The sequence below is a fragment of the Paenibacillus sp. CCS19 genome (genome assembly GCF_033239625.1).
In the GTDB taxonomy this organism is placed as follows: domain Bacteria; phylum Bacillota; class Bacilli; order Paenibacillales; family Paenibacillaceae; genus Paenibacillus_T.
Genome location: NZ_BTCK01000031.1, coordinates 1 through 24,592, shown reverse-complemented (window position 1 = coordinate 24,592; position 24,592 = coordinate 1). Strand labels below are relative to the sequence as shown.

At 45.9% G+C, this 24,592-nt stretch carries 15 protein-coding genes and 1 pseudogene; 15 read left to right on the top strand and 1 reads right to left on the bottom strand.

Going from position 1 to position 24,592, the window contains the following annotated elements:
• Window positions 1-1,350: 1,350 nt before the first annotated feature.
• The 7 genes and pseudogenes from SBI19_RS19635 to SBI19_RS19610 all read left to right on the top strand — a co-directional run bounded on the left by SBI19_RS19635 (window position 1,351) and on the right by SBI19_RS19610 (window position 10,934).
• Complete coding sequence (locus SBI19_RS19635) at window positions 1,351-6,753, top strand: S8 family serine peptidase (protein WP_317971235.1); 5,403 nt, start codon at window positions 1,351-1,353, stop codon at window positions 6,751-6,753.
• Window positions 6,754-6,840: 87 nt separating this feature from the next.
• The gene (locus tag SBI19_RS19630; protein ID WP_348538017.1) at window positions 6,841-7,626 is read left to right on the top strand and encodes an imm11 family protein; all 786 of its coding nucleotides are present in this window, start codon (window positions 6,841-6,843) and stop codon (window positions 7,624-7,626) included.
• 494 nt (window positions 7,627-8,120) lie between these two features.
• Window positions 8,121-8,675 carry a beta-xylosidase family glycoside hydrolase gene (locus tag SBI19_RS19625; protein WP_317971233.1) on the top strand — a complete coding sequence of 185 codons (555 nt, stop codon included), beginning with the start codon at window positions 8,121-8,123 and terminating at the stop codon, window positions 8,673-8,675.
• A 16-nt stretch (window positions 8,676-8,691) separates the two neighbouring features.
• The gene (locus SBI19_RS19620) at window positions 8,692-9,606 is read left to right on the top strand and encodes a glycoside hydrolase family protein (RefSeq protein WP_317971232.1); all 915 of its coding nucleotides are present in this window, start codon (window positions 8,692-8,694) and stop codon (window positions 9,604-9,606) included.
• 30 nt (window positions 9,607-9,636) lie between these two features.
• Window positions 9,637-9,897 (top strand): Spo0E family sporulation regulatory protein-aspartic acid phosphatase, encoded by a 261-nt coding sequence (locus tag SBI19_RS29600; protein ID WP_350340453.1) that lies wholly within the window; start codon window positions 9,637-9,639, stop codon window positions 9,895-9,897.
• A 566-nt stretch (window positions 9,898-10,463) separates the two neighbouring features.
• Window positions 10,464-10,541 (top strand): annotated as a pseudogene (locus SBI19_RS29670) (hypothetical protein); the annotation flags it as partial.
• Between the two features lie 222 nt (window positions 10,542-10,763).
• The gene (locus tag SBI19_RS19610; RefSeq protein WP_317971231.1) at window positions 10,764-10,934 is read left to right on the top strand and encodes a hypothetical protein; all 171 of its coding nucleotides are present in this window, start codon (window positions 10,764-10,766) and stop codon (window positions 10,932-10,934) included.
• 57 nt (window positions 10,935-10,991) lie between these two features.
• On the opposite strand, the gene SBI19_RS19605 is transcribed toward SBI19_RS19610, so the two are convergent.
• Window positions 10,992-11,870: a helix-turn-helix domain-containing protein gene (locus SBI19_RS19605; RefSeq protein ID WP_317971230.1), complete on the bottom strand. Its 879-nt coding sequence runs from the start codon at window positions 11,868-11,870 to the stop codon at window positions 10,992-10,994.
• A gap of 192 nt (window positions 11,871-12,062) precedes the next feature.
• Here SBI19_RS19605 and SBI19_RS19600 point away from each other — a divergent pair, with 192 nt between their 5' ends.
• The 8 genes from SBI19_RS19600 to SBI19_RS19565 all read left to right on the top strand — a co-directional run.
• Entirely contained in the window at window positions 12,063-13,871 is a 1,809-nt protein-coding gene (locus SBI19_RS19600) for a beta-L-arabinofuranosidase domain-containing protein (protein WP_317971229.1), read from the top strand.
• Window positions 13,872-14,232: 361 nt separating this feature from the next.
• The gene (locus SBI19_RS19595) at window positions 14,233-16,950 is read left to right on the top strand and encodes a glycosyl hydrolase family 95 catalytic domain-containing protein (protein WP_317971228.1); all 2,718 of its coding nucleotides are present in this window, start codon (window positions 14,233-14,235) and stop codon (window positions 16,948-16,950) included.
• A 157-nt stretch (window positions 16,951-17,107) separates the two neighbouring features.
• Window positions 17,108-18,862, top strand: coding sequence for a cache domain-containing sensor histidine kinase (locus SBI19_RS19590; RefSeq protein ID WP_317971227.1), 1,755 nt, complete (start codon window positions 17,108-17,110; stop codon window positions 18,860-18,862).
• A gap of 2 nt (window positions 18,863-18,864) precedes the next feature.
• Window positions 18,865-20,322 carry a response regulator transcription factor gene (locus tag SBI19_RS19585; RefSeq protein ID WP_317971226.1) on the top strand — a complete coding sequence of 486 codons (1,458 nt, stop codon included), beginning with the start codon at window positions 18,865-18,867 and terminating at the stop codon, window positions 20,320-20,322.
• Window positions 20,323-20,434: 112 nt separating this feature from the next.
• Window positions 20,435-22,117: an extracellular solute-binding protein gene (locus SBI19_RS19580; protein WP_317971225.1), complete on the top strand. Its 1,683-nt coding sequence runs from the start codon at window positions 20,435-20,437 to the stop codon at window positions 22,115-22,117.
• Between the two features lie 84 nt (window positions 22,118-22,201).
• Complete coding sequence (locus SBI19_RS19575; RefSeq protein ID WP_317971224.1) at window positions 22,202-23,143, top strand: ABC transporter permease; 942 nt, start codon at window positions 22,202-22,204, stop codon at window positions 23,141-23,143.
• Between the two features lie 11 nt (window positions 23,144-23,154).
• Window positions 23,155-24,078: a carbohydrate ABC transporter permease gene (locus tag SBI19_RS19570; protein ID WP_317971223.1), complete on the top strand. Its 924-nt coding sequence runs from the start codon at window positions 23,155-23,157 to the stop codon at window positions 24,076-24,078.
• A 40-nt stretch (window positions 24,079-24,118) separates the two neighbouring features.
• The coding region (locus tag SBI19_RS19565; RefSeq protein WP_483312318.1) for a glycoside hydrolase family protein at window positions 24,119-24,592 on the top strand (474 nt) is incomplete at its 3' end.

Genomic DNA, 24,592 nt, shown 5'->3' with positions numbered 1-24,592 from the left:
ACCAGTTGTATAAGGACATTAAAGCTGTAGAATGAATGGACACTGATGTTAGAGAATAAGAATAAAAGTTGGAAATTTAACATTAAAGACGGAGATTGAATAACAGTCCACATTATTGAAAAATGGTGTGGACTGTTTTTACGTGAGAAGCTAAGTTGAAGTAACAGAAAAACCAAGGGGGAAGAGAGAGTGTGTGAATGGCTGCGTGTATAGGAGGGACATTAGAGTTGGAGATCCGATTGACTGTGAGTAATATCTACGACTGAGACCAGTTATATCAACGAATGAGACTTTTAATAGCTACGATTGAGACTAAACCAATGAAAAAAGACCTGCTGTTTATAGTACTGGTGTTGGGTGCTTCCAAGCTTGTCTGCCCGCTCGGCCAGATATTGTCCAATATCCGTTCCAGATCGACTAAGCCAGAGCCATAGACAAAGAGGTTTCTGTTTTTGACAACCCCCTTGGGTGCCGGCTGCATTACAGGGCGGTTGAAAAAGTGAAGGTAACGAAGCGAGCTTAAAAAGAGTACTAGATAAATTGAAGCTGGAAGCATCACTGGTCTATTGAAAGTGAAGGTAGCGAAGCAAGCATAAAAAGTATTAGTGTTTTGAAGCCAGGCATTCAAAAGGATGCCTGCTTTTGTTTACGTTAACTTTGGCTATAAGATGATGTGTAAGTAACAATAACGGAACTGTGGGCGGTTACAACAAAGAAAAATAGACTAATATCCCACTCTAATGGTAGCTTTGGTTTTGCATTAAAAAACAGTCCTACCAGCTTACTGCTGATGGGACTGTTTTTGATTTTGGTGGTTTTACTTTCCATCTCTTTGTGGTCTGGGGATTAAAATGTTCAAAATCTCATTTTAGGTGGTGAGAAAAGTGAATAAAAAACAATAAAATACATTTTTGTAGATAAGTTCTGTATCTACACGATTACTGATTGATTCAATCTAGTACTACATATCAATGCCAAATGAACTAACTTCAAAATGTTAGAGAAACAAGTTGGATTATTTATACAATTTATACGCAAATAAGGAGTATGGGATTATAAGGTAGGTGGTTGACAGAAAGGTACTCTTTATGATTATCGTCATATTCTTTCTAAAATTTATAGTATAAATGAACTGTTATTGAGAACTTATTAAGTCGTCTTTCGACAAAAAACACATTTTTAATTGTATAATATTGTGATATATTTTGAACGAGAAGAGAAATTATTAAATAAAGTTACTTCGATCGCAATTCACCTGGTATAACCAACTTGGTGCAGGATATCTATTTATTTCCAGTATGATTGCCGGCCGGCTTCATAAATATAACAACTTAGTAAAGGGGAATATTTATGCAAATACTAAGAAAAGTCATAGCTGGATTATGCATTGCAGCTATGTTGTGTGGTTATTTACCAAATGAATCCTTTGCCGAAAATACTGGAAGTACTCAGGTAGAAGGTGATACTAGCATCACTACCGATAGTAGCCCGAATAAAGTTATTATTAAACTTAAAAAGAACGATGCAGCAAACAATTTTACTACAAGACATAAGGATAAGGCTAAGAAGCTTAAGAAATTTAAAAAGGATATGTTTGAAGCAGATCTGACTGATGATGAGTTGGCTCAAGTCAGACTGGATCCGGGTGTTGAATATGTAGAGGTAAATGCTAATGTAAGCGTGACGAACGTAGAAGGTACTGAACTACCGGTTGAAAGCGTAACCGTTGGCGGAAATCAAGATGATTATCCGTGGGGCCTGAGAGCGATCGGTAGTGATTATTTAACTTCCTTGCAAACCGGGGAAACAGTGAAAGTAGCCGTTATGGATACGGGAATATCTAATCATCCAGAACTTAAGATAGCAGGTGGCGTTTCCTTTGTAGATGGGACAAGCTATTCGGATGATAACGGGCACGGGACCCATGTGGCTGGGACAATTGCAGCACAAAAGGATAACATTGGAGTTGTAGGTGTTTCACCTAATGTTGAACTCTATTCGGTTAAAGTACTAGATCGAACTGGAACAGGGTCATACTCTAACGTAATAAAAGGTATCGATTGGGCCATAGAAAATAATATAGATATCGTTTCTATGAGCTTCGGAGGACAAGTGTTCAGCCAAGCATTACATGAATCTATTAGTGCTGCTGAACAAGCTGGAATTATCGTGGTGGCTGCAGCGGGTAATCAAGGTTCTAGCGAGGAGGGCGTACTTTACCCTGCAAAGTTTGATGAGACAGTTGCTGTTGGAGCAATAAATAAACAATATACTAGGGCGTCGTTCTCAGGTATCGGAAGTGAACTTGATATCGTAGCGCCTGGAGTAGATGTATTAAGCACTACCTTTGATGGAAAATATGCAGAAATGTCTGGAACTTCGATGGCAGTTCCTCATGTTACTGGTGCACTTGCTGTTTTGATCTCTAATAATCTAAATCCGAATGAAGCTGTTGACAGACTGCTATCTACTGCAACATCACTAGGATCAGAGGAGGAATATGGTAAAGGTTTAGTGAATGTTCCAAGGGCTTTGGGACTCGTAAATGAGCCACTGCCTTTGGTCATTGATGATAAAGAAGATCAACCAATAGATTATGAACTGCCTGAAGTCGAACGGCCGGCTTCAAGTACTGAATCTTCCATAAAGAAACTTACGGAATTATCCAAATATATCGTAAGCCTTAAGGATATGATCCTTGAAAAAGGTGACATAACTAGTGCAAAGCTCATTGAGCAAGAATACAACTCATTATTGAATATTCATAACGAATTGAGTCAATTACCGGATCAGATTGCCCAGTTCGATAAAAGTGATCATGCTGCACTCGCATCGATGGTAAACCAAAATTATGAAGATAAAGAACAGGAATATATCAAACTAGAATCCCAATACATGCAACTTGCAGTCAAGGCTAGGGAGATATTGAAGGTTAAGGTGGGGGCCGATTCTGAACTAATTTCGCAGAGCTATAATAAATATGGTGATAACCAAACCATACTTCCCGGAAACGACGCACTTGTGTACCTGTTTTTGGATACGCCGAAATCCGAAATTAATATAACCGTTTACCCTTTAGACAATCCTAATAATATCGTAGCAAGTGAAACATATACGGATGCTTCCGCAGATACATTTCTACATTACTTTTGGCAAACTACAAGTAATATATTGCCAGGAACTTATATCATCCACTGGCATTATCCAGAGGCTCCTGAATGGGATGATTATTTCACCGTAAATGTTGTTACGACTTCTTCGATTGAAACATTAGATTTGAATAGTCCTATCGATAAAAGCCTACCTGCAGGGACAAGTCAGACATTTAAATTTACACCTAGTAGTACTGCTGTGTACAGACTATATACGAGTCCTTATGGCGGAACTGTAAGCTATAATGATACTGTGTTGGAATTATACTCAGATCCTGATTTAACGGACCTGCTGTCATCTAACGATGACTTTAACGGAACAACTTTTTCTGAGATCAAGGCTACGCTTACAGAAGGGGTTACATATTACATCCTCTTGAAGCATTACAATAGCAACGGTGAGATTTACACTCGTATAAATGTGGCCCTGGATACGCCTGCTTATCCGAATATTACTCTTGATGTTCCAGAGGATATCAATAAGTCTGCAGGTCAGAGTAGTGTGTATAGTTTCACGCCAAGTAAAACTGGAATGTATCGTTTCTTTACGGGTTACTATGGTGGAAATAGCGGAAGTGGTTCCAGTGATACAGTACTGTATCTCTACAGCGATATTGACCTAATGAACCAAATTGGCTATAGCGATGACTCGAACGGTACAAGGTTCTCTGATTTCTATGTATGGTTGCAAACTGGTGTGGAATACCATGTTAAATTGATAGGATATAACAATAGCGCCGTTAAGGCACGACTCACTGTAACTACGCTATTTACGCAATACCTAACCCAAACGGAAGACTCTTCAGTTGACGTAAGTCTACCAGACGGAACCTTTGAGGTCTATCGCTTAGCACCATCTAAATCGGGTCAATACCTTGTCTACACTAGCCCCTATGGGGGAGAAGAAATTAAAATCAACGATACAAGGTTAAGTATATATTCTGATGAAGCGCTAACCAATAGGATTGCTTACGATGACGACTCGAATGGAAATCTATATTCGAGGATTAGCGTAAGTCTTGAGGCCGGTGTAGATTATTATCTAAAAGTTAGCCCATATAACAGCAGCTCATCGTTTAAAGCAAGGCTCTCTTTCTACTATGGTGATGGTTTCACCCCTGTAACAAATAGAGAGAATTATGAAATATCCAACGATAACTATCTTGGGAAAATTTCATATTATAAATTTACTACCCCTACTGAGGTAGGGGCGGGAAATTATCGTTTCTATACATCCCCTTACCAAGGAATAGGTCCTAATAACGATACTGTAATTGACATCTATTCTGACGCAGATTTAACGACACTCATTGCGAGTAATGATGACGTGTCTGAGAACCCTTACGGAAGCAACTTCTCAAAAGTGGAACTCTCACTGGCTAGTAATACGACTTACTACATTAAAGTGAAATCTCGTGACACCTTCGGTTCTGTCCATGCCCGGTTCACGGTCGAAGACGACTTTGATTCAACCCCTGCACTTGCATCACCTGCTACATGGGAACAAATTTATTCACAAGAACTTTCTTCTCGCTTTGATATAGATTATTTCAAAGTAGATGTTACAGAGCCTACATCCGTCCATTTGAACGTAACGGTTAATACGATTACTTTAATGGATAGTAACAGCAATGTGATAGGCATCTTTACTCCTGATAACGTGGATTCGTTTGATATCACTGCCGGAACATACTATGCGAAGGTAGCCTTTAACGAAGACTATGCAAGTAACCTATTAACGGCATCTGATGCAACAACAACATCTGCTGTAAGCTATGAAATTTCGCACAAGCAGGCTACTGTCAGTTACAGTTCTGATGGTATCGCTCTACAAACGGTTAATGCCTATATAGACCCATCAAAGCCTAGTCTCACGGACTACGCAACAATCACTTGGAGCTACTCTAACGATCATTATAAAACGCTGATCCAAGTTATCGACCAGCAGAATTATGTCATTTATGAAGAGGAAAGGGGCCTCCTTGAAGGCAGTTGCACACCTTATGGCGCACCTGCTTATGTCAAAATAACTCCATGTAAACATTCATTTGAATGGAGTGGGAGAGTAAACCGAAATGTATCCAGGGCTATTCCAGTCCTTGACGTATACAATGGGGATCTGGAGTATTATTATGCCAAAAACGGCAGGTATACCGTCAAAATCGCGCCGATGCCGCCTGACAAGTATTCCCGACACGCATCTGTTCAAACCGTTACTGTCATCAATCAGGCGACAACGTTAGATGGAATCATTCCTGCTCCGCCGACTAAAATGCAAAAAAAGACCAAATTGGTGGACGTAACGGCAGGCAATAAAGATGAGTGCGTGGAGTGCTACAATTATTTCAGCAAATATATATGGGACAAAGCATCTCCGAGGGGTCCAGAAAACCAGTATGACGAATGGTCAGAATCCATTTACGGATTAAACGGGATTGAACGGTTCTGGAAAAGCGCAGAGCTGTTCGTCTACGATGATAGTAAATCGGTGATCACAAATGTTCAGAACCTTTCATCTATAGCGGGCATTTTTGTACCTATTTTTGATGCAGCCAATTCGGTTGTATATATGATGAAAGGAGAATACGTCAACGCGAGCATATCAGCCATTTCCGCCATTCCTTTCGTTGGGGAGGGAATAGCGGCGGGGTCTAAGATTGCGGGGGTTAAGCTTGTACGTAGAATTCACAACTTAGAGGCCTGCATTAATTGTTTTACTGCTGGTACGAAAGTAACGACACCAGCCGGTGAAGTATCTATCGAGAACATCAAGGTTGGAGATCTGGTACTTTCGAAAGATCCAGTCACAGAAGCAACAGCGTATAAGTCGGTTGAACAACTGTTCCAGAAAGAAATCGAGGATTCTTGGAAAATCACCGCGGGCGGAGAAATCATCACAACTACATCGGAGCACCCATTCTGGATACTAAATAAAGGTTGGGTATTAACCAAAGATTTGGTTGTAGGGGATCAGTTCGAAACTTATGACGGCAGCAAAGTATTCGTTGAAAACATTGAAAACGTGCAAGAACACAATGTTGTCTACAACTTTGCCGTCCAAGACTTCCATACCTATTATGTCACCAATCTAAAAATTTTAGCGCATAACACAGCTTGCTTGACCGCTGCGGACTATATCGCTAAAAATGTTTCACAATACACTTCTCGTCAAACGACTGTTACATCAGGAAATATTCTGGCCAAAGAATTGGAAAAAGTTGATATTCACGCTCCAAGCATTCCTGGAATTGACAAATGGGATGCACATCATATTGTTCCTCAAAATATAAACAACAATCCAAACATAGAATTAGCTCAAAAAATTCTGAAAGAGCACGATATCGATATTAACTCCGCAGCCAATGGTGTATGGCTGCCGAAGCGAAAAGGTGAGTCGGCGATCGATATTGACGGGACAATGGTTGCGACCCATAACGGCTATCACATCTACGACTACTTCAAATATGTCGCAGACAAGCTGAATGCTGTCCGGTACAACAGAGATGACGTTCTAGATGTTATTGAATCAATCCGTGAAGAGCTATTAACGGGTCAAAAGCGATTGGCAAATCTTACAGACAAAACGGAATTTTACCCTTAAAGAAATTAAGAATTTTACACACTCTCTGTGCGATAATAGTATTATCGTACAGAGAATCTATAATTAGAGAGGGATGAGACCTTGAAAGTGTGGGAGCTTGACAGCGGGAGTAAAGTTCAAATTACGACTACAGATTTTAAAACTGACTTCAATGGTTATTTTGATTCGCAGTTTCGAGGGAACCCGGTAGAGAAGTGGAAAGAAATTGAGATGGAAATTTACAAAGGGAAAGGAGTCGCTTGCGATTCATTATCCTTTGTCTCGGGAAAATTAATATGGAGCAAGAAGGCCATTGATCTGCTGCAGTCTGTTCTTCACGGCCGCGTAGAGATTTTACCCTTGCAGCTGGAGGACTTTCCAGTCGCTGCAGTCAACGTTATAAACGTTGTCGATGCCATTGACCGCGAACAAGCTGTAGAGGAGACATTAAAAAGCGGCACATTCATTGGCTATAAATCCTATGCTTTCCATCCGGAGCGGCTTCAGGATCAGTATATTTTCAAAATTCCGCAGCAGCTCAGCACGAAAGTTTTCGTTACCGATGCATTTAAGGAGCTCGTAGAAAGCCATCGGCTGAAAGGTTTTGTATTCCGTGAAGTATGGACAACAGAGCACGTAATCACTCCACAACTGGCGGTCCCGGAGTCTGTGCCGCAGTCACCTGAGTACACTTTCGCAGAGGCGATGAAGATCGTGGAAGAAGGAAAGTGGGCAATTGTCAGCGACAATTATAAATGGCAAAAAAAAGCGAGCGGGAAAGTCGTATTGGGGGACAGGCTTCCGGATGGAACGTATGCTTGGTCCGTGCCGGTGTATATTCCTATTCCAATGTTAGAGATGAAATGGAAGCTGTCTCCTCGATCCGACATATAAGAATAGAGCAAGGCTTTATGTGGCGTTTGACCTTTTATGGGGTCGAACGCCTTTTTTAGGACCACTGGTCGGTACAATTGTGTCACCTCACGAGAAAGTCTCAGTTGTAAACATTAGAATAACGGTAAGTCTCAATTGAAGATACAACAAGTCTCAATCGTAGCCATTAGAACGGTCGATTTCACCAATTCTTAGTCCTAGTTGTAACTATTACGCACAGATATATCTGTGCATAATAGTTACGACTGAGACTAGTTCTAACAACGATTGAGACTTTTAATAACTGCGATTGAGACTAAATTTACATTCGAGGGTTATTACTTGAGCGTTAGGCCGGCCGGCCATCCTTTTAAGGATGTGCCGGCCTTTTTCTGTAATTGAATACTCGATAATGTTGGATATTATAGCAATGGGGTGGAGTATAAAGTGGTTCAAATGCGGCGGTAATTAAAGAAACATGTTACGCAAACGACAGCAGCTATGAGTACCGGGCGGTGCTAGAGCCGTATTGGGAATGGAACCATCAGCCGAGAGCCGACAAATGGTCGTTAACGGAACGGCCGGGTCACTTGCGTCTATACGCATGCCAACCGATAGAGAAGGGTAACTTCTTTACCGTCTGCAACGTCATTACGCAACGAGCGTTCAGAACCGTTCACAATGCGGCAACCGTAAAGCTGGATATCGGCGGCATGGCGGACGGGCAGGAAGCGGGGCTTTGCCATTTTGCCCAAACCTATTGCACGATCGGCGTTCATCAACAGAATGGGACACGGGTACTGAAGTTCAGCCATTCGGGTGCGGTTGGATGGGGGCTAGATGTGCCGGGGGACACGCTGTGGTTAAGTTCGGTGTGGGACAAAGACGGAATCAGTCGGTTCGAATATAGCTTCGACGGGGTCCATTTCACGAGCTTCGGAGATACCTACCAGCTGGGATGGGGGAATTACAGGGGAGATCGGATCGGGGTTTATAGCTATAACTGCGAGAGTGAACAGGGTTATATCGATGTAGACCGATTTGTTTATGAGGTCACAAACCATGCATAAAGGGAGTGAAGAAGGAATGAAATCGCCATTGTTCAGAGACCCAATCTATGACGGGGCAGCAGATCCTGTCGTCATATGGAACCGGCAGGCCAAGGAGTGGTGGATGATTTATACGAACCGCCGGGCAACGGTGGAGGGTCCGAAATTCGGCTGGGTGCATGGCACCGATCTCGGCGTTGCTTCTTCATCGGATGGCGGAGCAACCTGGCTATACCGGGGAACCTTGGAAGGTCTCGAAACAGAATGGGGCAGAAATACGTTCTGGGCGCCTGAAATCATTTGGCATGACGGGCTCTACCATATGTATGTCACATATGTCCACGGCGTACCGATAGATTGGACGGGCAAGGCTCGTATCAGGCATTATACAAGCCCTGACCTCATTCGTTGGGAGTTCCAGTCCACACTTGGAATTAGTGAAGAGAACGTGATCGATGCCTGCGTGTACCGGCTGCCGGACGGCACGTTTCGAATGTGGTTTAAGCAGTGGAATCATACCTATGCTGCCGAGAGCAAGGATCTGTATGATTGGCGGCCGATTGGTCCGGTGATAACCGAAAGAGGCCACGAAGGGCCGAATGTTTTCCGCTTGGGCGGTTATTATTGGATGATCATAGACGAGTGGCGCGGTCAAGGCGTGTACCGCTCGAATGATCTTGAGACGTGGGAACGAAACGGCCTCATTCTCGATCAACCTGGCATTCGTGCGGAAGACGGGACGATCGGCCTTCACGCCGATGTAGTCGTACAAGGAGAAGAAGGGTATATCTTTTATTTCACTCATCCTGGCCGTGTTCATGGGCACAATGAAGATTCGGGCTATGAAACGCGCCGCTCGTCCATTCAGGTTGCCAAGCTGGAAGTGATGGACGGCGTGCTGATCTGCGACCGCGACAAGGAGTTTGAGCTGAATCTTAGGGCGGAAGATTGATCTTCAAAGGCAGGCGAAAGGAGACTTCCCATAAAATCGTCTTCGGATATCTACACAGCGGACCTGGATGCTCTTCGGCTTGAGATCGAAAATAAGCGCAGGGAGCTGAATCTAATCGAGGAATCGTTGTCGCTGTATTCACAAGAAGTTGTCAAGGTATCTCAACGATTGGATACGTTAATCGTTCTGTACTTACAGGCGGCTAGGCTGCTACGTTTCAATGAAGAGCGAGCCTCAAGCCGAAAGCGTGGCGATGGCAATGGTCATGATATTGACCGGAGAATTATTTGATAAATCATCCAATTCGGGATTGATCAGCCGGCTAAAGCCGGCGTAGCTCGTGCAATGAAAATCCTAAAACTGACCAATCGGATGTAGGATTTTTCACAAATAAATCCCCGAATCAATCCTCTCGTATGATGAATAACTATGATGACTACAAAATAAGTATCCATCCCTTTACAATGATTAGGGGAGTAGGTATGGACGCAGATATGGCAGTTCTCGTAGAAGAAGTAATGATTTTGGATACAGACAGAGTTGGTTGCCAGAAAAGGCAGGCCGGGTAGAGATTCAATTCTAGTAATCTTTTACTAGTTATCAGCATACTTCTTTTAGAAAAACGAAAGTGCCCGTCTTTGCTATTTATGTAAAGACGGGCGCTTTTTTGTTGTTCTTACAACTGCCTCCAATCATTAAACAACTTTATTTTCATTCCGGGCATTTTGCTACCCTACGCGAGAAGGGATATTTGTTGACCAACAAGAAGAAATTGAGCAGGTTGTTCAATTTTTAATCAGGGTGGCCTTAGATGCAAACACTGTTTGTATCTACGTAGTCATCTTTGATATTTACATCGTTTCGTGCCCACGGGAGAAGATCTCGAGGATCTTATTAGTATTGGCACGATCGGCCTCATCAAGGCGATCGAGAGTCTCAATTGTAAACATTAATATAACGGAAAGACTTAAATGATGTTATAACAAGTCTCAATTGTAGCTGTAAAAACGGCCGATTTGATCGCTTTTTAGTCTCAGTTGTAACTATTACGCACAACAACAATAGCAGCTGTGAGTAATATCTACGACTGAGACCAGTTATATCAGCGAATGAGACTTTTAATAGCTGCGATTGACACTGAAGGAGCTGAAGGAACGATGAAAAAAGGGCTTCTGTTTTTTGGAATGGTATTCGTGCTGCTTCCGAGCTTAATGTCTCGTACAGGGATAGAAATGAATGATTTTACTGAGGGACTCATGATGGGAATCGGTGCCGTAGCCTGTGTAGCGGGACTGTTGAAAGCAAAGATAACTAGGCAACAAGCGTAAAGGTTAATTACAAAGTGAAAGCCGGTCATCCAATTGAGGATGTGCCGGCTTGTTTTTTTATTTTCTATAGATCCGGCTCATGTATTCCGATGGCGAGCAACCCATTATCTTACGAAACACTCTACTGAAATAAAAGGGGTTTTTAAATCCAAGCAAATCACTGATTTCTGAAACATTGCGTTGGGAATCTTTCATAAGTGCGATTGCTTTGTTCATGAATAGTCGGGCGTTGTACCCGTGAATGGTAGATCCTGTTTTCAGTTTGAAGATTTCGCACAGATAGCTGTAATTCATATCGAGACTAGCCGCAAGGTCCTTGGCGTTGATCTCATAATTATTGTTGTTCCCCAGATAATCGATAATTCGCAGAACCGTACGGTCGGATTTGGTTGGAGGGCGTTCTTTCATAGATTCTTGATATAGCTTTAAGTACAGCTCCATGGTTTGCAAGCTCAGGGAAAGTGCCCGAGTGGGATCGGAGGAATGAAATAATTGAATAAGAGCAGCCAGTTTATTTTCCAATCCTTTCGTTTGAGACAGCGCTCCATGTTTGGGTAGCGCAATGAGCTTTCGATAATCTTCCTGTTGCACATCCATGACGGTAGGGGAGGCAAACAGCTTAGTACTATTCAAATCATGCACCGTATCCCCGTCCCCATTTAAATGACCGAAAAAATGAATCCAATACCAGGATGTTCCTGCAGGCGTTTTTGGCTCTCCCCAGTGAGACCTTCCGCTTTTTAAAAAGAGGAACTGCCCTTTATTGACAATATACTCCAACCCTTCTTCCCATACTTCCATCTGGCCCTCGGCGACAAAGAGAAAAACATCCCAATCGAGCATTCGACTCGGGTGCGTGTACAGGTTATTTGTCGTGTGAAATCCCAAATCTTTGATTTTAAGGATCTGATCAAAGCGTAAAATAACTTCATGCACATGAATAATCCCCTTTATTTTGACGCGGTATTGCTAATTGTAAGATGCCCCTCGTAATTTGTATATAACTTTGATAAACCCAAATATAAGATATGCAATCCAAAGGGAGGGAATTCAAAGCGTGGACTTTTCCCTTTAAAATGGGGGTGTTGCAAGAAGGATAGACAATCGCGAAAATAGGGGGAATCAATAATGTTCGTCAATTTTAAACTTGATGAAGTCAAGCTGACCGACCAAACCTTTGCTTATCGAAGAGCGCTCGTAAAAACGTATCTATCTGAATTTAACGTGGATCGCCTTATGCATAATTTTAAGATCAACGCGGCTATCCCGTCGAATGCGGAACCCTTAGGCGGCTGGGAAGACGGCGAGTGCGGTCTGAGAGGTCATTTTGTGGGACATTTCCTCTCGGCTTGTGCCAAATTTGCTTTTGCCGATCCGGACGGACTGTTAGAAAGCAAGGCATCCGCGATCGTTGACATCATGGAATTATGCGCCCAACCAAGCGGATATCTGAGCGCGTTCGAGGAAGAAAAGCTGGATATTTTAGAATTAGAGGAAAATAGAAATGTATGGGCGCCTTATTATACTCTACACAAAATAATGCAGGGTTTAGTCGACTGTTATTGCTATTTGGGTAACGCCAAGTCCTTGCATCTTGCCGTTAACTTAGCCCTTTATGTTTATCGGCGATTCGAGAAGCTCTCTTATTGGAAGATCGATGGAATTCTTCGCTGTACAAAATTGAATCCGGTGAATGAATTCGGGGGGATAGGCGATACGCTCTATACTTTGCATGATTTGACGGGGGATGATCGACTGTTCGAGCTGGCGAACAAGTTCGACAGGATGTACTTTGTGGATAGGCTTGAAGCGGGACACGACATACTTGAAGATCTTCACGCCAATACGCATCTTCCCATGGTCATTGCAGCCATGCATCGGTTTTCGATCAGCGGTGAAACGAAATACAAAGAAATGGCCATACATTTTTATCGATTTCTGCAAGGAAGGACCTTCGCCAACGGTAATAGCAGCTCCAAGGCTGCTGCTTATATGCAAGGCGGCGTCTCTGAGAAATCAGAGCATTGGGGAGGCTTCGGTAAGCTTGGGGATGCTTTAACCGGCGGCGAAAGCGAAAGCTGCTGCGCTCATAATACGGAGAAAATTGTGGAGCGATTGCTTGAATGGTCCGGGGCGGTTGAATATCTGGATCATCTGGAGACGCTGAAATATAATGCCGTCTTGAACAGTGCAAGTGCAAAAACGGGCCTCTCGCAGTACCATCAGCCTCTTGGCAATTGTGCGATTAAGAAATTCAGCGAGCCCTATGATTCTTTCTGGTGTTGTACCGCGTCCGGCATCGAAGCGATGAGCGAACTTCAAAAAAACATCTGGTTTAAATACGAAGATACGATCGTGCTTAATGCTTTTATTTCTTCTACGGTGATCTGGAGAGAGCAGAAAGCGGTTATCTCGCAAACAAGCGAATTTCCTAACAAACTAACTTCTAGGCTCGTCATCGAAGTTACAGAACCTACGTCATTTAAGCTGTTGCTGAAAAGACAAGCCATCAAAGGGATTAAAATCAATGGCATGCCTATCGATGTCATGGAGGACAACGGTTATATCATCGTAGAGCATACTTATCATAATCGTGATTTCGTCGATATCGATATCCGTGCTGATCTGAAACTGGTTCCGCTTCAGGGCTCCGAAGACATTTCGGCAGTCATGTACGGCAATATTCTACTTGCTCAGGTTGGTCATCAACGACTGCAAGAGGATATCACCGACGCTAACTTCCTCGAGAAATTCATTGCGCTTCCGACGGCGGATTTGGCTTTTTCCATAGAAGGGCATCGGGAGATGAAATTCATTCCGCTGTATCGCGTTGAGGAAGAAGAATATACGGTTTATAGGGATTGGACGGGGCAAGCAATGCCGCATGGTCGTTTCTCTAATGCGATAGACGGCAGTTCGGCTTACAAGAAAGAATAAAACGGTTTGGGGATCTGGCTAACATCTTCCCTTATCGCTGAATTCCGGTATAGACGTTACGTGTGTTTGAATAAGTTCAAAAACCATCAAATCGGCGTTTTGATAAAACGAGAACTTGAACACTCCTGGATATGATATTAAATTGAGAGGGAAAAGGCTTCGAGGAGGAGAGAAATGTGTTGCTGGCAGCGATCGACAGTGGGTCAATGACGGTACGCATGACCATCGACCGGATATGAAACCGGGCAGCGATCCGGCGGACGGATTCAGCCTACAGTGATCTTCAGATTCGTATTTTCCAGGTGGATCGGCGAGGCGATCGTTACACTAATAGTTAAACGAAGTGAAGGAGAATCATAACATGACGAAAGATTCGAACGCTGCGCGCCTGTACGACAAAGGAAATTATGCCAGCACCTATACCGAGATTCCGGCGTTCAATCCCGGTCGGGCGTGGCGGGACGGAATGGTTAGCGGAAACGGCGAGAACGGGTACGTCACGTCGGGATCGCCGTATGCGGACACTTTTATTTTTCAATATATGTGGTTCAACTATCCGTCGAGCGATCCGAGAACGATTCCGGAAGAACTGACGGGACAGCTTGCCGAAGCAAGGGAAAATGTGTTTCAACTCAATGATCAATGGAAGATTACGTTTCCCGACGGTTCAACCAGGAAAAGAACCTTTTTGTACAGCTATCATCCCGGACATCAACTCAGATTAAGCGTCAAGAATCACGGAACCGTGTCCGGCTATGAAAGATGGACGAACTATGAGACGGCGGAAACCGGCGTCCGTTATTCCGATGAATGCGGCGAGTGGATCCGAACCTCGTTTACGTCCAGGGAAGACAACGTATCGATTACGAAGATTTCGCAATCAACCGCCGGCGCCAAGATCAACATGATGATTTCCATCGATGACATTTCGGATATGTACAAAGCGCGGGACGGGTTGTCCAAACTGACTGCGCTCCAATACAAGAAGCTAGTTGACCCGAATGCGACCTATATCGCGCAGGTTGCCCATTACCCGTCCTACCCGGGCAGCGAGTTGATCGATGGAGGATACGCGGGCCTGACCCGGGTTATGGTCGTTAACGGAACTCAGAAGAGAGTGCTGCTTGCGGACACGAATGAACCGATGAATGTCGGAGACGAACGGAATCCGGCGATTCAAGTCATCGATGCCGACGCCGTCTATTTAATTACGCAATCGAACCGAACATTTGATATGGGCAAAATCGATGATTTTGCAGGTATGACGCAATACTCAATCGTTGACGGTCTGTTTCAGAATACGAATGCCGTCGCTGAAAAATATAAGGACGTTTCCGGCAAATTCGATTACGATCCAGCCCTTGCGCCTCATTCGCTAAAACAAGCCGCGGAATTTAACGCCGTACGTTTTTCTCTTGCAGGCGACGAGGACGACAAGAGCGCAGACAACGTAACGCTGATCAACGCGCAGAGAGCATCCCATTCGCGGATCAATCATGCTTTTATGGAACAGGTGTACAACCAAGGACGATATGCCTTGATTTGCTGCAGCGGCTCAAGCGCGCCGCGGTTGTACGGCATGTGGACCGGAGAGTGGAATCCAGGCTGGCGCTCCATCTATACCCTCGATGCCAACGTGAATTTGCAGGTGTCGTCCATGAATACAGGCCATATGACGCATGCCCAGCTTGGGTATATCACCTTCTTCTTGAGAAATACGCCCGATTTTGAATACAATGCGCGAATGGCCTACGGGATGCATGATGCGCTTCAGGTGTCGGTTAACTCGGACATCGACCGCGGGATGCACGTGGAATACGACAATGCCTATCCATTTCAATATTGGAATGCGGGGGCAAGCTGGTGTATGCTTCCCATATTCGAATATTGGCAGTGCTTCGGCAACCAACAGATCCCGATCAACGATTACATGCGAATCCATGAACTGAAGCCGATTCTCAGCGTTAAGGATGGGGGACTCACGGACGAAGAATTCGAACAGCTGCTCACTAGAGGATATTTGGATTTGGAGAAGGATATTTTGCTTCCGCTGTTGACGAAGCAGGCTAATTTCTGGGAGCAGTTATGTACGCCGGAGTACTATACGGATGTAAACGGCAAAGCATGCTATGAGCAAGGCAAATCGGTGCTGAATCCAGGCGAGAAATATCTGCTCATCCCTACTTATTCCCCGGAGAATAACCCGATCGGTTACAAGAGCACCCTTACGGCCAATGCCACGATGGATATTTCGGCAGCGAGGGACGGACTGCATATGGTCATAACCGTGGAACGAGCGGTCATGCGCGACGGATACGAAGCAGCGGTCGAACGATGGGAGTCTTTGCTGGAGCTGCTGCCGGACTACAAGGTGGACAAGGACGGCGCTTTGCGCGAATGGGCGATGAATGAATATACGGAGAACAACAACCACCGCCATTTGAGCCATCTCTACCCGGCATGGCCAGCATACGAGACGCAGAACGATGCCGAGCTCGCGAAAGCCGCCATAACCGCGGTTGAGAACCGAAACAAATACAATACGTCGGACGCCACGGCGGGGCACGGCTGGATGCACAAGGCGCTGGTCTCTGCGAGATTAAAGGACGGCGATGAAGTAGCCGCTTCTCTTCTGCCGATGATGACGGATTCCGGTTACTACGTATCGTTAATGACGGATCATGATACGAACAGAAGATGGGATACTTATTGCACGGATACCTTATTCGGTACTGTGGGAGCCGTAAATGAAGCGCTGCTATTCTCCGACACTGGTGAAATTGAGCTTCTTCCGGCACTTCCCTCCGAATGGCATTCGGGTTCCATTCATGGGTTGATGGCAAGAACCCGGACGGAGGTCCGCGCTTTAACATGGGATCTCTTGTCGGGGACGGTGAGCGTTACTTTGAATTCCATTGCTGATTCCAATGAAATCAAATTAAAAGTGGGCATCCCTTGGTCAAAAGCCACGGTCAACGGAAGAGAAGCAGCGGCGCATGAAGGGGGATCTGGCAAACATCTTCGCTTATCGCTGAATGCCGGTATAGACGTTATAGTCGAATTTACATTATCCGATTGACGATAGGATGAGAAGGCAAGAGGATAAGGAGATGAAGCGATCATTACGACGCCCATTCTTCCCAGCATATAAGGGAGATGGGCGTTTTTTTGCATGACGATTTCAAAATGGGCTGAATCGTTTAAAGTTGACAATACCCTCAAAGGGAGCGTGGGGAATGGTGAGGAGAGTCTTACACTTTTTTCGAAAGCAGAGCCTGATCAGACAGATTCTGTTTCTGATCCTGACGATGCTGATCATCCTGTTGATCTCCTTCGTCATCTCGAACAAGATTGCCGAACGGATCATCGAGAGGAAGATCACGGTATCCACGGATAAAATTTTGCAGCAGGTTATGGAAAAAATGGTAAGTTTCTATTCGGACATGGACAGTATCTCGACCTCGCTTTTGTACGGCCCTACAATCGAGAATTTTCTGGATGCGGACGTTATTACGAGGATACTGATGATCGACGAAGTCGATTCGGTGTTCGCCAATACGATCAATCTGAAGGAGAACATAAGAGGCATCCAATTGTATGACAAAGAGGGTAAGCTTGTCGCAGGCATCGGGGTGGGAACCGGCGAGAGCGTTAAGTCTCCCGCCTCCGGGATCGAGTATTCCGGCATTTTGTCGCAACCGAATACGGACGTGACAACGACTTATTATTCCATCGCCTTTCCGATTTACAATTTCAAAAGTGAATTGCTGCGAGATTACAAAGGAACAAGCGTCTTCGTCATGAATACCGAGAATTTCAACCGCATATTGGAAAACGCCAAAATGACTCCCCACTCCCGATTCCTTCTGATCGATCAAAACAACAAAATCATGGCGAACGAAGGAGATACGCCTAGTTACAATACGTTTGACCCCTTGTTATGGAAAAATGACAAACGATACATCTTCCAGTCGTCCGAGCTGCGCACCGGATGGAAGCTGATCAGCATCATTCCGAAGAACGAGCTGCTGCAGGAGCTGAATGTCATTCAGAGACTGAACATTGTCACCTACCTAATCGTGTTCGGCATGATGTGCTTGTTCCTGATTCTTTTCTTTTCCCGCATTATGAACCCGGTCAAGGCCTTGATGGATTTTATGAAATCTTATCCGAAAATGGGTGGAGAGCGCCGTTTTAACGTCGTCGTTCATAATGAGATCGGCGTGCTTGCCGTCAAGCTTAACAAGATGCTGGATGAAATCGATACGCTCGGCAAAGAGATCCAAATAACGCAACAACAAATGTACGAAATCGAAATTGCGAAGAAGCAGATGGAAATATCGGCATTCCGCAATCAAATCAATCCTCATTTTTTGTACAACACGCTGGAATGCATACGTGCCATTGCCTTTTATCACAACGTACAGGACATTGCCGCTATTTCGGCCTCCTTATCGAACATGTTCCGGTATTCGGTCAAAGGAGGCGATTTCGTCACCGTCCGGGAAGAAATTTCGCATGTGCAGGAATATGCGCAGATCATCGATTATCGTTTTATGGGGAAAATCAAGATCGAGGTCGAAGTGGATGAAGCCCTGCTTGACGTCAGAACGCTGAAAATGCTGCTGCAGCCGATCGTTGAAAATGCCGTTTTTCACGGCCTGGAGAAAATCATCGATGCCGGCTCTGTCCGGATTCGGATCCATCAGCCCGCGTTGAACCGGATCCAGTATGTTATACAAGACAACGGCTACGGTATGGATGAAGAGCAGCTTGAGAAACTCCTGGAAGGACTGCGGAAATTCGAGGCTCCCGGCCGGTTAGAGGATGAGGGCAATCACGGAATCGGGTTGTCCAATATTTACCGGAGAATCAAGCTATATTACGGGGACGAAGCCGGGATGGCCATCGAAAGCCGGCTTCACTCGGGCACCGAGGTTCGCATTACCTTTCCGGTACTGAACGTTTCGATACGAGCGGAGGGCGAATAAACATGCATACGGTATTGATTGCGGACGACGAACCGTGGGTGGTATACGGGATTAAATCATTGGTCGATTGGGAAAGTTTAGGTTTTGCCTTGATCGGAGAGGCGTATAACGGGCCTTCCGCGCTGAAGGCGATCCGGGAGTGCAAACCGGAGGTTGTCATTTCGGATATCCGGATGCCAGGCTTAAGCGGCATTGAGCTGCTGGACTGCATCAGACGGGAAGGGCTGAAGACGAACGTCATCCTGATCAGCGGATATGCGGAATTCGAATATGCGCAAAAGGCGATCCGGCTCGGCGCGTTTGATTATTTGCTCAAGCAGGTCGATAAGAGCAAACTATCCGAAACCTTAACTCGTCTGAAAACCTCGATGGAGGAAAATCAGGAAGCGCAAAAGGAACTGGATCTATTCCTGGACGATCTGTTCGACCTGTTCGAGCCCGAGCATCAAATCAAGATCCATAATTTTGTGAGCAATCGGGGGCTGACGGGCTTCGATTTCCCCCATTTCCGGTTTATTAGCTGTCTTTACCCGCATGTGACCGTTTCCGGGAAAGGGCCAGGAGAAATCACGGGCGCCGGGTTGAAAGGTTTGCGTTTTCGCACAGGGCTTAACAAGGTCTCTTATCTACTCAATTACGATGAATTTCATAACCCTTCCGCATTTCTCGATTTCATCTCCGAGAACCTGTCCGGAGCCGAATCGGTCGGGATCAGCAGCATTGGCCTGTTCTCGACACCGATTGCAAAGCTATTTCAGGAATCGGATGTCGCCTTGTTCACGTCCTGCTTCGTGCCAGAACGGCGCATCATCGGCTACAAGGCCGAGGACTGTGCGGCGTCATTGTCCAAAACGATCCTGCAGCTTGAATTGGCAGTTAAGGAGCAGAAGCGGGAGCATATTTTCAAAGGCTTGGAGGAGCTCTACGGGGAATGCCTTGACCGGCAATTGCCGATCGATCAAATCTCCACGATCTACAATCAGCTCGTCTCGATCATTTATAAATATTTCGGCGGCAGCGACAATACCGGCGAAATCGACTATATGAACTATGACCAGATCGTTCGCCACTATGGATCGATTGCGCAGCTCTTCGACCGGATCAAGACCATTTTCGGGCAGCAGCATGTCGAAGACCTGCTCATTTCCAATGAAACGATGCGGAAAATTATCGAATTTATCGATGCCGGCTACAAGGAGGACCTGATGCTCGGCGATATTTCCAAGCGATTCAATATTAGCATCGGGTATTTAAGCACCTTGATCAAAAAAGAGACGGGGAAAACCTACACCGATTATGTGGCGGCCAAGCGCTTGAATTTGGCTAAAGAATTATTGGGTGACGCATCGCTTTCGATTCAGGAGATCGTGGAGCGCGTCGGCTACAAGGATTATTTTTATTTCAACAAGCTATTCAAGAAGCATTTCGGCATTACGCCAAGCAAATATCGAAAAATGTAGCGCTTTCAAAAATAAATACCAAAATAAAAAAATACGAACATATGAAGCCGCTGCGCCCGAAACTATGATGAAGATGCAGCAAACAATACGAGAAACAGGGGAGACGTCGAACATGAAAGTGAAACTGAAAGTGTTTTCGTCTATTGCGCTTGCATCTATCGTGGCGTTGACGGGTTGCAGCTCCGCCAATCCGAGTTCAAGCGAAAGCAGCCCGGCTCCAACGGCAACAAGCAGCAGCGCGGACACGGGAGAGCCGGTTAAACTGACCTGGTTCTCCGACGCGGGATACTGGAATCCGCCATCGCCATGGAGTACGGATCCTAACACGGTGGAAGGCATGATCACCCAGAAGACTGGGGTGAAGTTTGATTTCAACATTCCGGCGCAGGATGGCGGCACGAAGTTGAACCTGATGCTGGTTTCGAACGATCCGCTTCCTGACATCCTCACTCTGACGGATGGCGTTTTGATGAAAAAGCTGATCCAGGCTGATAAGGTGTGGAATCTGGAAGAGTTCTTGCAGAAATACAATCCTTCTTCACCGCTGTTGGCCAATTTCCCGCAGGACATGAAAAAGGCGCTGATCGAGCGGGATGGCGGATGGTACGCTTACCCAAGTCATATAGATACGCCGGATGCGAGGAAGTTGTATCCTCCATCCAGCGAGTTTTATTCCGACGGGGCCAAATACCGCGACAATCTTGCGGTCATGTTCAATGAGCAGATCATGAAAGATGCCGGCATTTCCCTTGACGAGCTCAAAACCGAGGATGGCGTGCTTGCCGCTCTCAAAAAAGTGAAGGACATGAACTTGAAGGTCAACGGCACGCCGGTTATCCCGCTTCAGATTAACGGTAAGGATTATCAAAACGGGACGCTCCGTACGCTCCAGAACCAATTCGGCGCCATGCCGGTCGATAAGGATGGCAACTACCGGGACATGATTTTTGCGCCGGAAACGAAGCATGCGCTCGACTTCTTGTTCAAGTCGGCGAAAGAAGGATACTTCGATCCGGGGCAAATGACGCTGGATGGTCCGGCCGTGGACGCAGCCATCAATGCCGGACGCGTATTCTGCTATATCGGGGGTACGGCCAGCAAAACCAACTCGGGCATCCCTTGGGTATCGCCCGGCCCGATCCTGTCGAATCAGAACACGAAGCCTGTGTACGGAAGGTCGTTGAAAGCGGGAACAGGCTGGATGCAGACATTCATTTCCAAAACGGCCTCGAATCCGGAGAAGATCGCCAAGTGGCTTGATTACATGACCAGCGATGAAGGGATTATGCTCAATTATTACGGGTTTGAAGGAAAACAATATACGCTTGAGAATGGTCTTGTCGTCTTGAACGAGCAGGGGCAGAAGGACCAGAACGATTACTCGACAACCGGCGTATTTGCGTTCTGGCCGTTCCACAATATTGCTTGGCATGATCACGCAACAGCCGCTCCTACCACGAAGGTCGGTACCGATGGACTCATGGCTATGCAGGTGCAGACGGCAGCCGCCAAGGCTTCGGTCCTATACGATAGCTCGCCGCTCGCCATGCCGAACGATTTCATTCCGGCAGGCAGCAAAATGGCGAACGATAAGGTGCAAATCGCGACTTATTTGCAGGCCCAAATCTCCAAGATCGTCCTCGCGAAGGATGCTGAATTGAAAGATAAGTACTACAACGAGATGATCGATAAGGTCAAGCAAATGGGACAAACCGAGATCGATGCGAAAATCAACGAGCAGTTCCATAAGCAGGAGCAAGCGTTTGGCGTGACGGTTAAAGGAATCAATTCGTAATCGAAAAAGTGCATACGAGCTGTGCCAAAGTGCCCAGCGCATTGGCGCAGCTTGTTTTTTGCCATAAAGGAGGAACGAGACCGGATGAAACCTTCCAGCAGCAAGGGTTATTCTCTCGGACACGATTTTCGGACGCAGCTGGAGCTCAATATCATGATCTGGCCGGCTATTATCCTGATATGCGTCTTTACCTTCTTCCCGTTTTTCGGGCTGTTAATGGCGTTCAAGAGCTATGATCCGATTACAGGGATCAAAGGGATCTTTACGAGCCCGTGGAACCATTTTCAAAATTTTACGATCATCTTCGACAATTTTCAGTTCTGGCCGATGATCAAAAATACGATCGGCATCAATCTCTTCGGCTCGCTTGTCGGATTGCCGGTCACGCTTCTGTTCGCTCTGTTGCTGAATGAGATCGCGAGTTCGAAATTCAAATCGGTTATTCAAACCGTGACCTATTTGCCGCACTTTTTGTCTTGGGTTATTTATGGCGGCCTGTTTATCACCCTCCTGAACCCCCAAGGCGGCATTGTAAACGATGTGCTCATGCGACTGCATCTCGTTCACGAGCCGGTTCAATTTTTGGCGGATCCGAGCTACTTCTGGGGGATTGCGATCGGAACGGGCTTGCTCAAAGACCTCGGTTGGGGAGCAATATTATACCTGGCGGCGATGGCTGGCATCGACCAGTCGCTGTACGAGGCAGCTGCAATCGACGGTGCTGGGCGGTTCAAGAGAATGCGGCATATTACGATCCCCAGCATCATGCCAACGGTCATGATTCTGATCATCTTCGCGGTCAGCGGGATGCTCAACAATAACTTCACGCAAATATTCGTATTACAAAATTCGCTCAACCTGTCGGCAAGTCAGGTTATCGATACGTACATTTATCAAACGGGCCTGCTTCAATTCCAATTTGCCACTGCGACAGCAATAGGGCTATTGAAATCGGTGCTTGCGCTTGTCTTATTGGTCGGAGCAAATTTTGCTTCGCAGAGATTGACGAAATCGGGTCTGTTCTAGGGGTGAACGATATGGTCGGAGGAAAGTCTCCGGGAGAGCGGATTTTTCATATAACGAATGTCGTGTTCATGCTGATTCTGATGATTGCGACCATTTATCCATTTTGGTATGCGGTCGTGAGCTCCTTGAACGGGGGATTGGATCTTCAGCGCGGACCTGTGTTTTTATGGCCTCGAGAGTTTACCTCTGCAAGCTGGCTGACCGTTTTATCTGATCCAGGGTTGATTAACGCGACTTGGATTACCGCATCACGGACCGTGATCGTTACAGTCGTGTCCGTACTGTACACCGCGATGTTTGCCTATGCATTCTCAAGGTCTTATTTGATCGGGAGAAAATGGGTTGCGGCTGTCGGATTTGTGAGCATGTATCTCAGCGGCGGGTTGATTCCTTCCTTTATGGTGATCAATTGGCTGGGGTTGTACGATACCTATTGGGTCTACATCATCCCTTCCTTATTCGGAGGATTCTGGAACGTCATAGTGCTGAATGCGAACTACAAAGCCCTCCCTGAGTCGTTATTCGAATCGGCGAAATTGGACGGGGCTGGCGAATTTACTTTGTTTTTCCGCATTGTTCTGCCGCTTTCAAAGCCGGTCTTAGCGGCGTTATCTGTTTTCTCGGCAGTAGCCATATGGAACGATTACGGTACTACCCTTTATTTCACGCAGTCCGAGCATCTGCAAACCCTTCAATATCTGATATTGAAATTGCTTCAGACAAGCACGGCAGTCGAGCAGATGGCGAGCTCTGCCCAACTGTCAAACGCCTCCGTCTTCGATCTGTTGGACAAAGCGCGAGGGCAGGGGCTTGTTACGGCGCAAACGCTCCAGCTCGCCTCGATGGTCATTGCGTCAATTCCGATGATTGTTATGTACCCGTTCGCGCAGCGGTTCTTTATTAAAGGTGTTTTGTTAGGGTCCGTAAAAGGGTAATCCGGAAACCGCTAAGTAGAAAGATAGGAGATGAGAAGGAATGAAATCGCCATTGTTCAGAGACCCAATCTATGACGGGGCAGCAGATCCTACAGTCATCTGGAACCGGCAGGCCAAGGAGTGGTGGATGATTTATACGAACCGCCGGGCAACGGTGGAGGGTCCGAAATTCGGATGGGTGCATGGCACCGATCTCGGCGTTGCTTCTTCATCGGATGGCGGAGCAACCTGGCTTTACCGGGGAACCTTGGAAGGTCTCGAAACAGAATGGGGCAGAAATACGTTCTGGGCGCCTGAAATCATTTGGCATGACGGGCTCTACCATATGTATGTCACATATGTCCACGGCGTACCGATAGATTGGACGGGCAAGGCTCGTATCAGGCATTATACAAGCCCTGACCTCATTCGTTGGGAGTTCCAGTCCACACTTGGAATTAGTGAAGAGAATGTGATCGATGCCTGCGTGTACCGGCTGCCGGACGGCACGTTTCGAATGTGGTTTAAGCAGTGG

Excerpts from the sequence above, each read along its gene's own strand:
- SBI19_RS19635 (WP_317971235.1), top strand. The coding sequence starts at position 1,351 with ATGCAAATACTAAGAAAAGTCATAGCTGGATTATGCATTGCAGCTATG.
- SBI19_RS19620 (WP_317971232.1), top strand. The coding sequence starts at position 8,692 with ATGAAATCGCCATTGTTCAGAGACCCAATCTATGACGGGGCAGCAGAT.
- SBI19_RS19610 (WP_317971231.1), top strand. The coding sequence starts at position 10,764 with ATGAAAAAAGGGCTTCTGTTTTTTGGAATGGTATTCGTGCTGCTTCCG.
- SBI19_RS19600 (WP_317971229.1), top strand. The coding sequence starts at position 12,063 with ATGTTCGTCAATTTTAAACTTGATGAAGTCAAGCTGACCGACCAAACC.
- SBI19_RS19595 (WP_317971228.1), top strand. The coding sequence starts at position 14,233 with ATGACGAAAGATTCGAACGCTGCGCGCCTGTACGACAAAGGAAATTAT.
- SBI19_RS19590 (WP_317971227.1), top strand. The coding sequence starts at position 17,108 with ATGGTGAGGAGAGTCTTACACTTTTTTCGAAAGCAGAGCCTGATCAGA.
- SBI19_RS19585 (WP_317971226.1), top strand. The coding sequence starts at position 18,865 with ATGCATACGGTATTGATTGCGGACGACGAACCGTGGGTGGTATACGGG.
- SBI19_RS19580 (WP_317971225.1), top strand. The coding sequence starts at position 20,435 with ATGAAAGTGAAACTGAAAGTGTTTTCGTCTATTGCGCTTGCATCTATC.
- SBI19_RS19575 (WP_317971224.1), top strand. The coding sequence starts at position 22,202 with ATGAAACCTTCCAGCAGCAAGGGTTATTCTCTCGGACACGATTTTCGG.
- SBI19_RS19570 (WP_317971223.1), top strand. The coding sequence starts at position 23,155 with ATGGTCGGAGGAAAGTCTCCGGGAGAGCGGATTTTTCATATAACGAAT.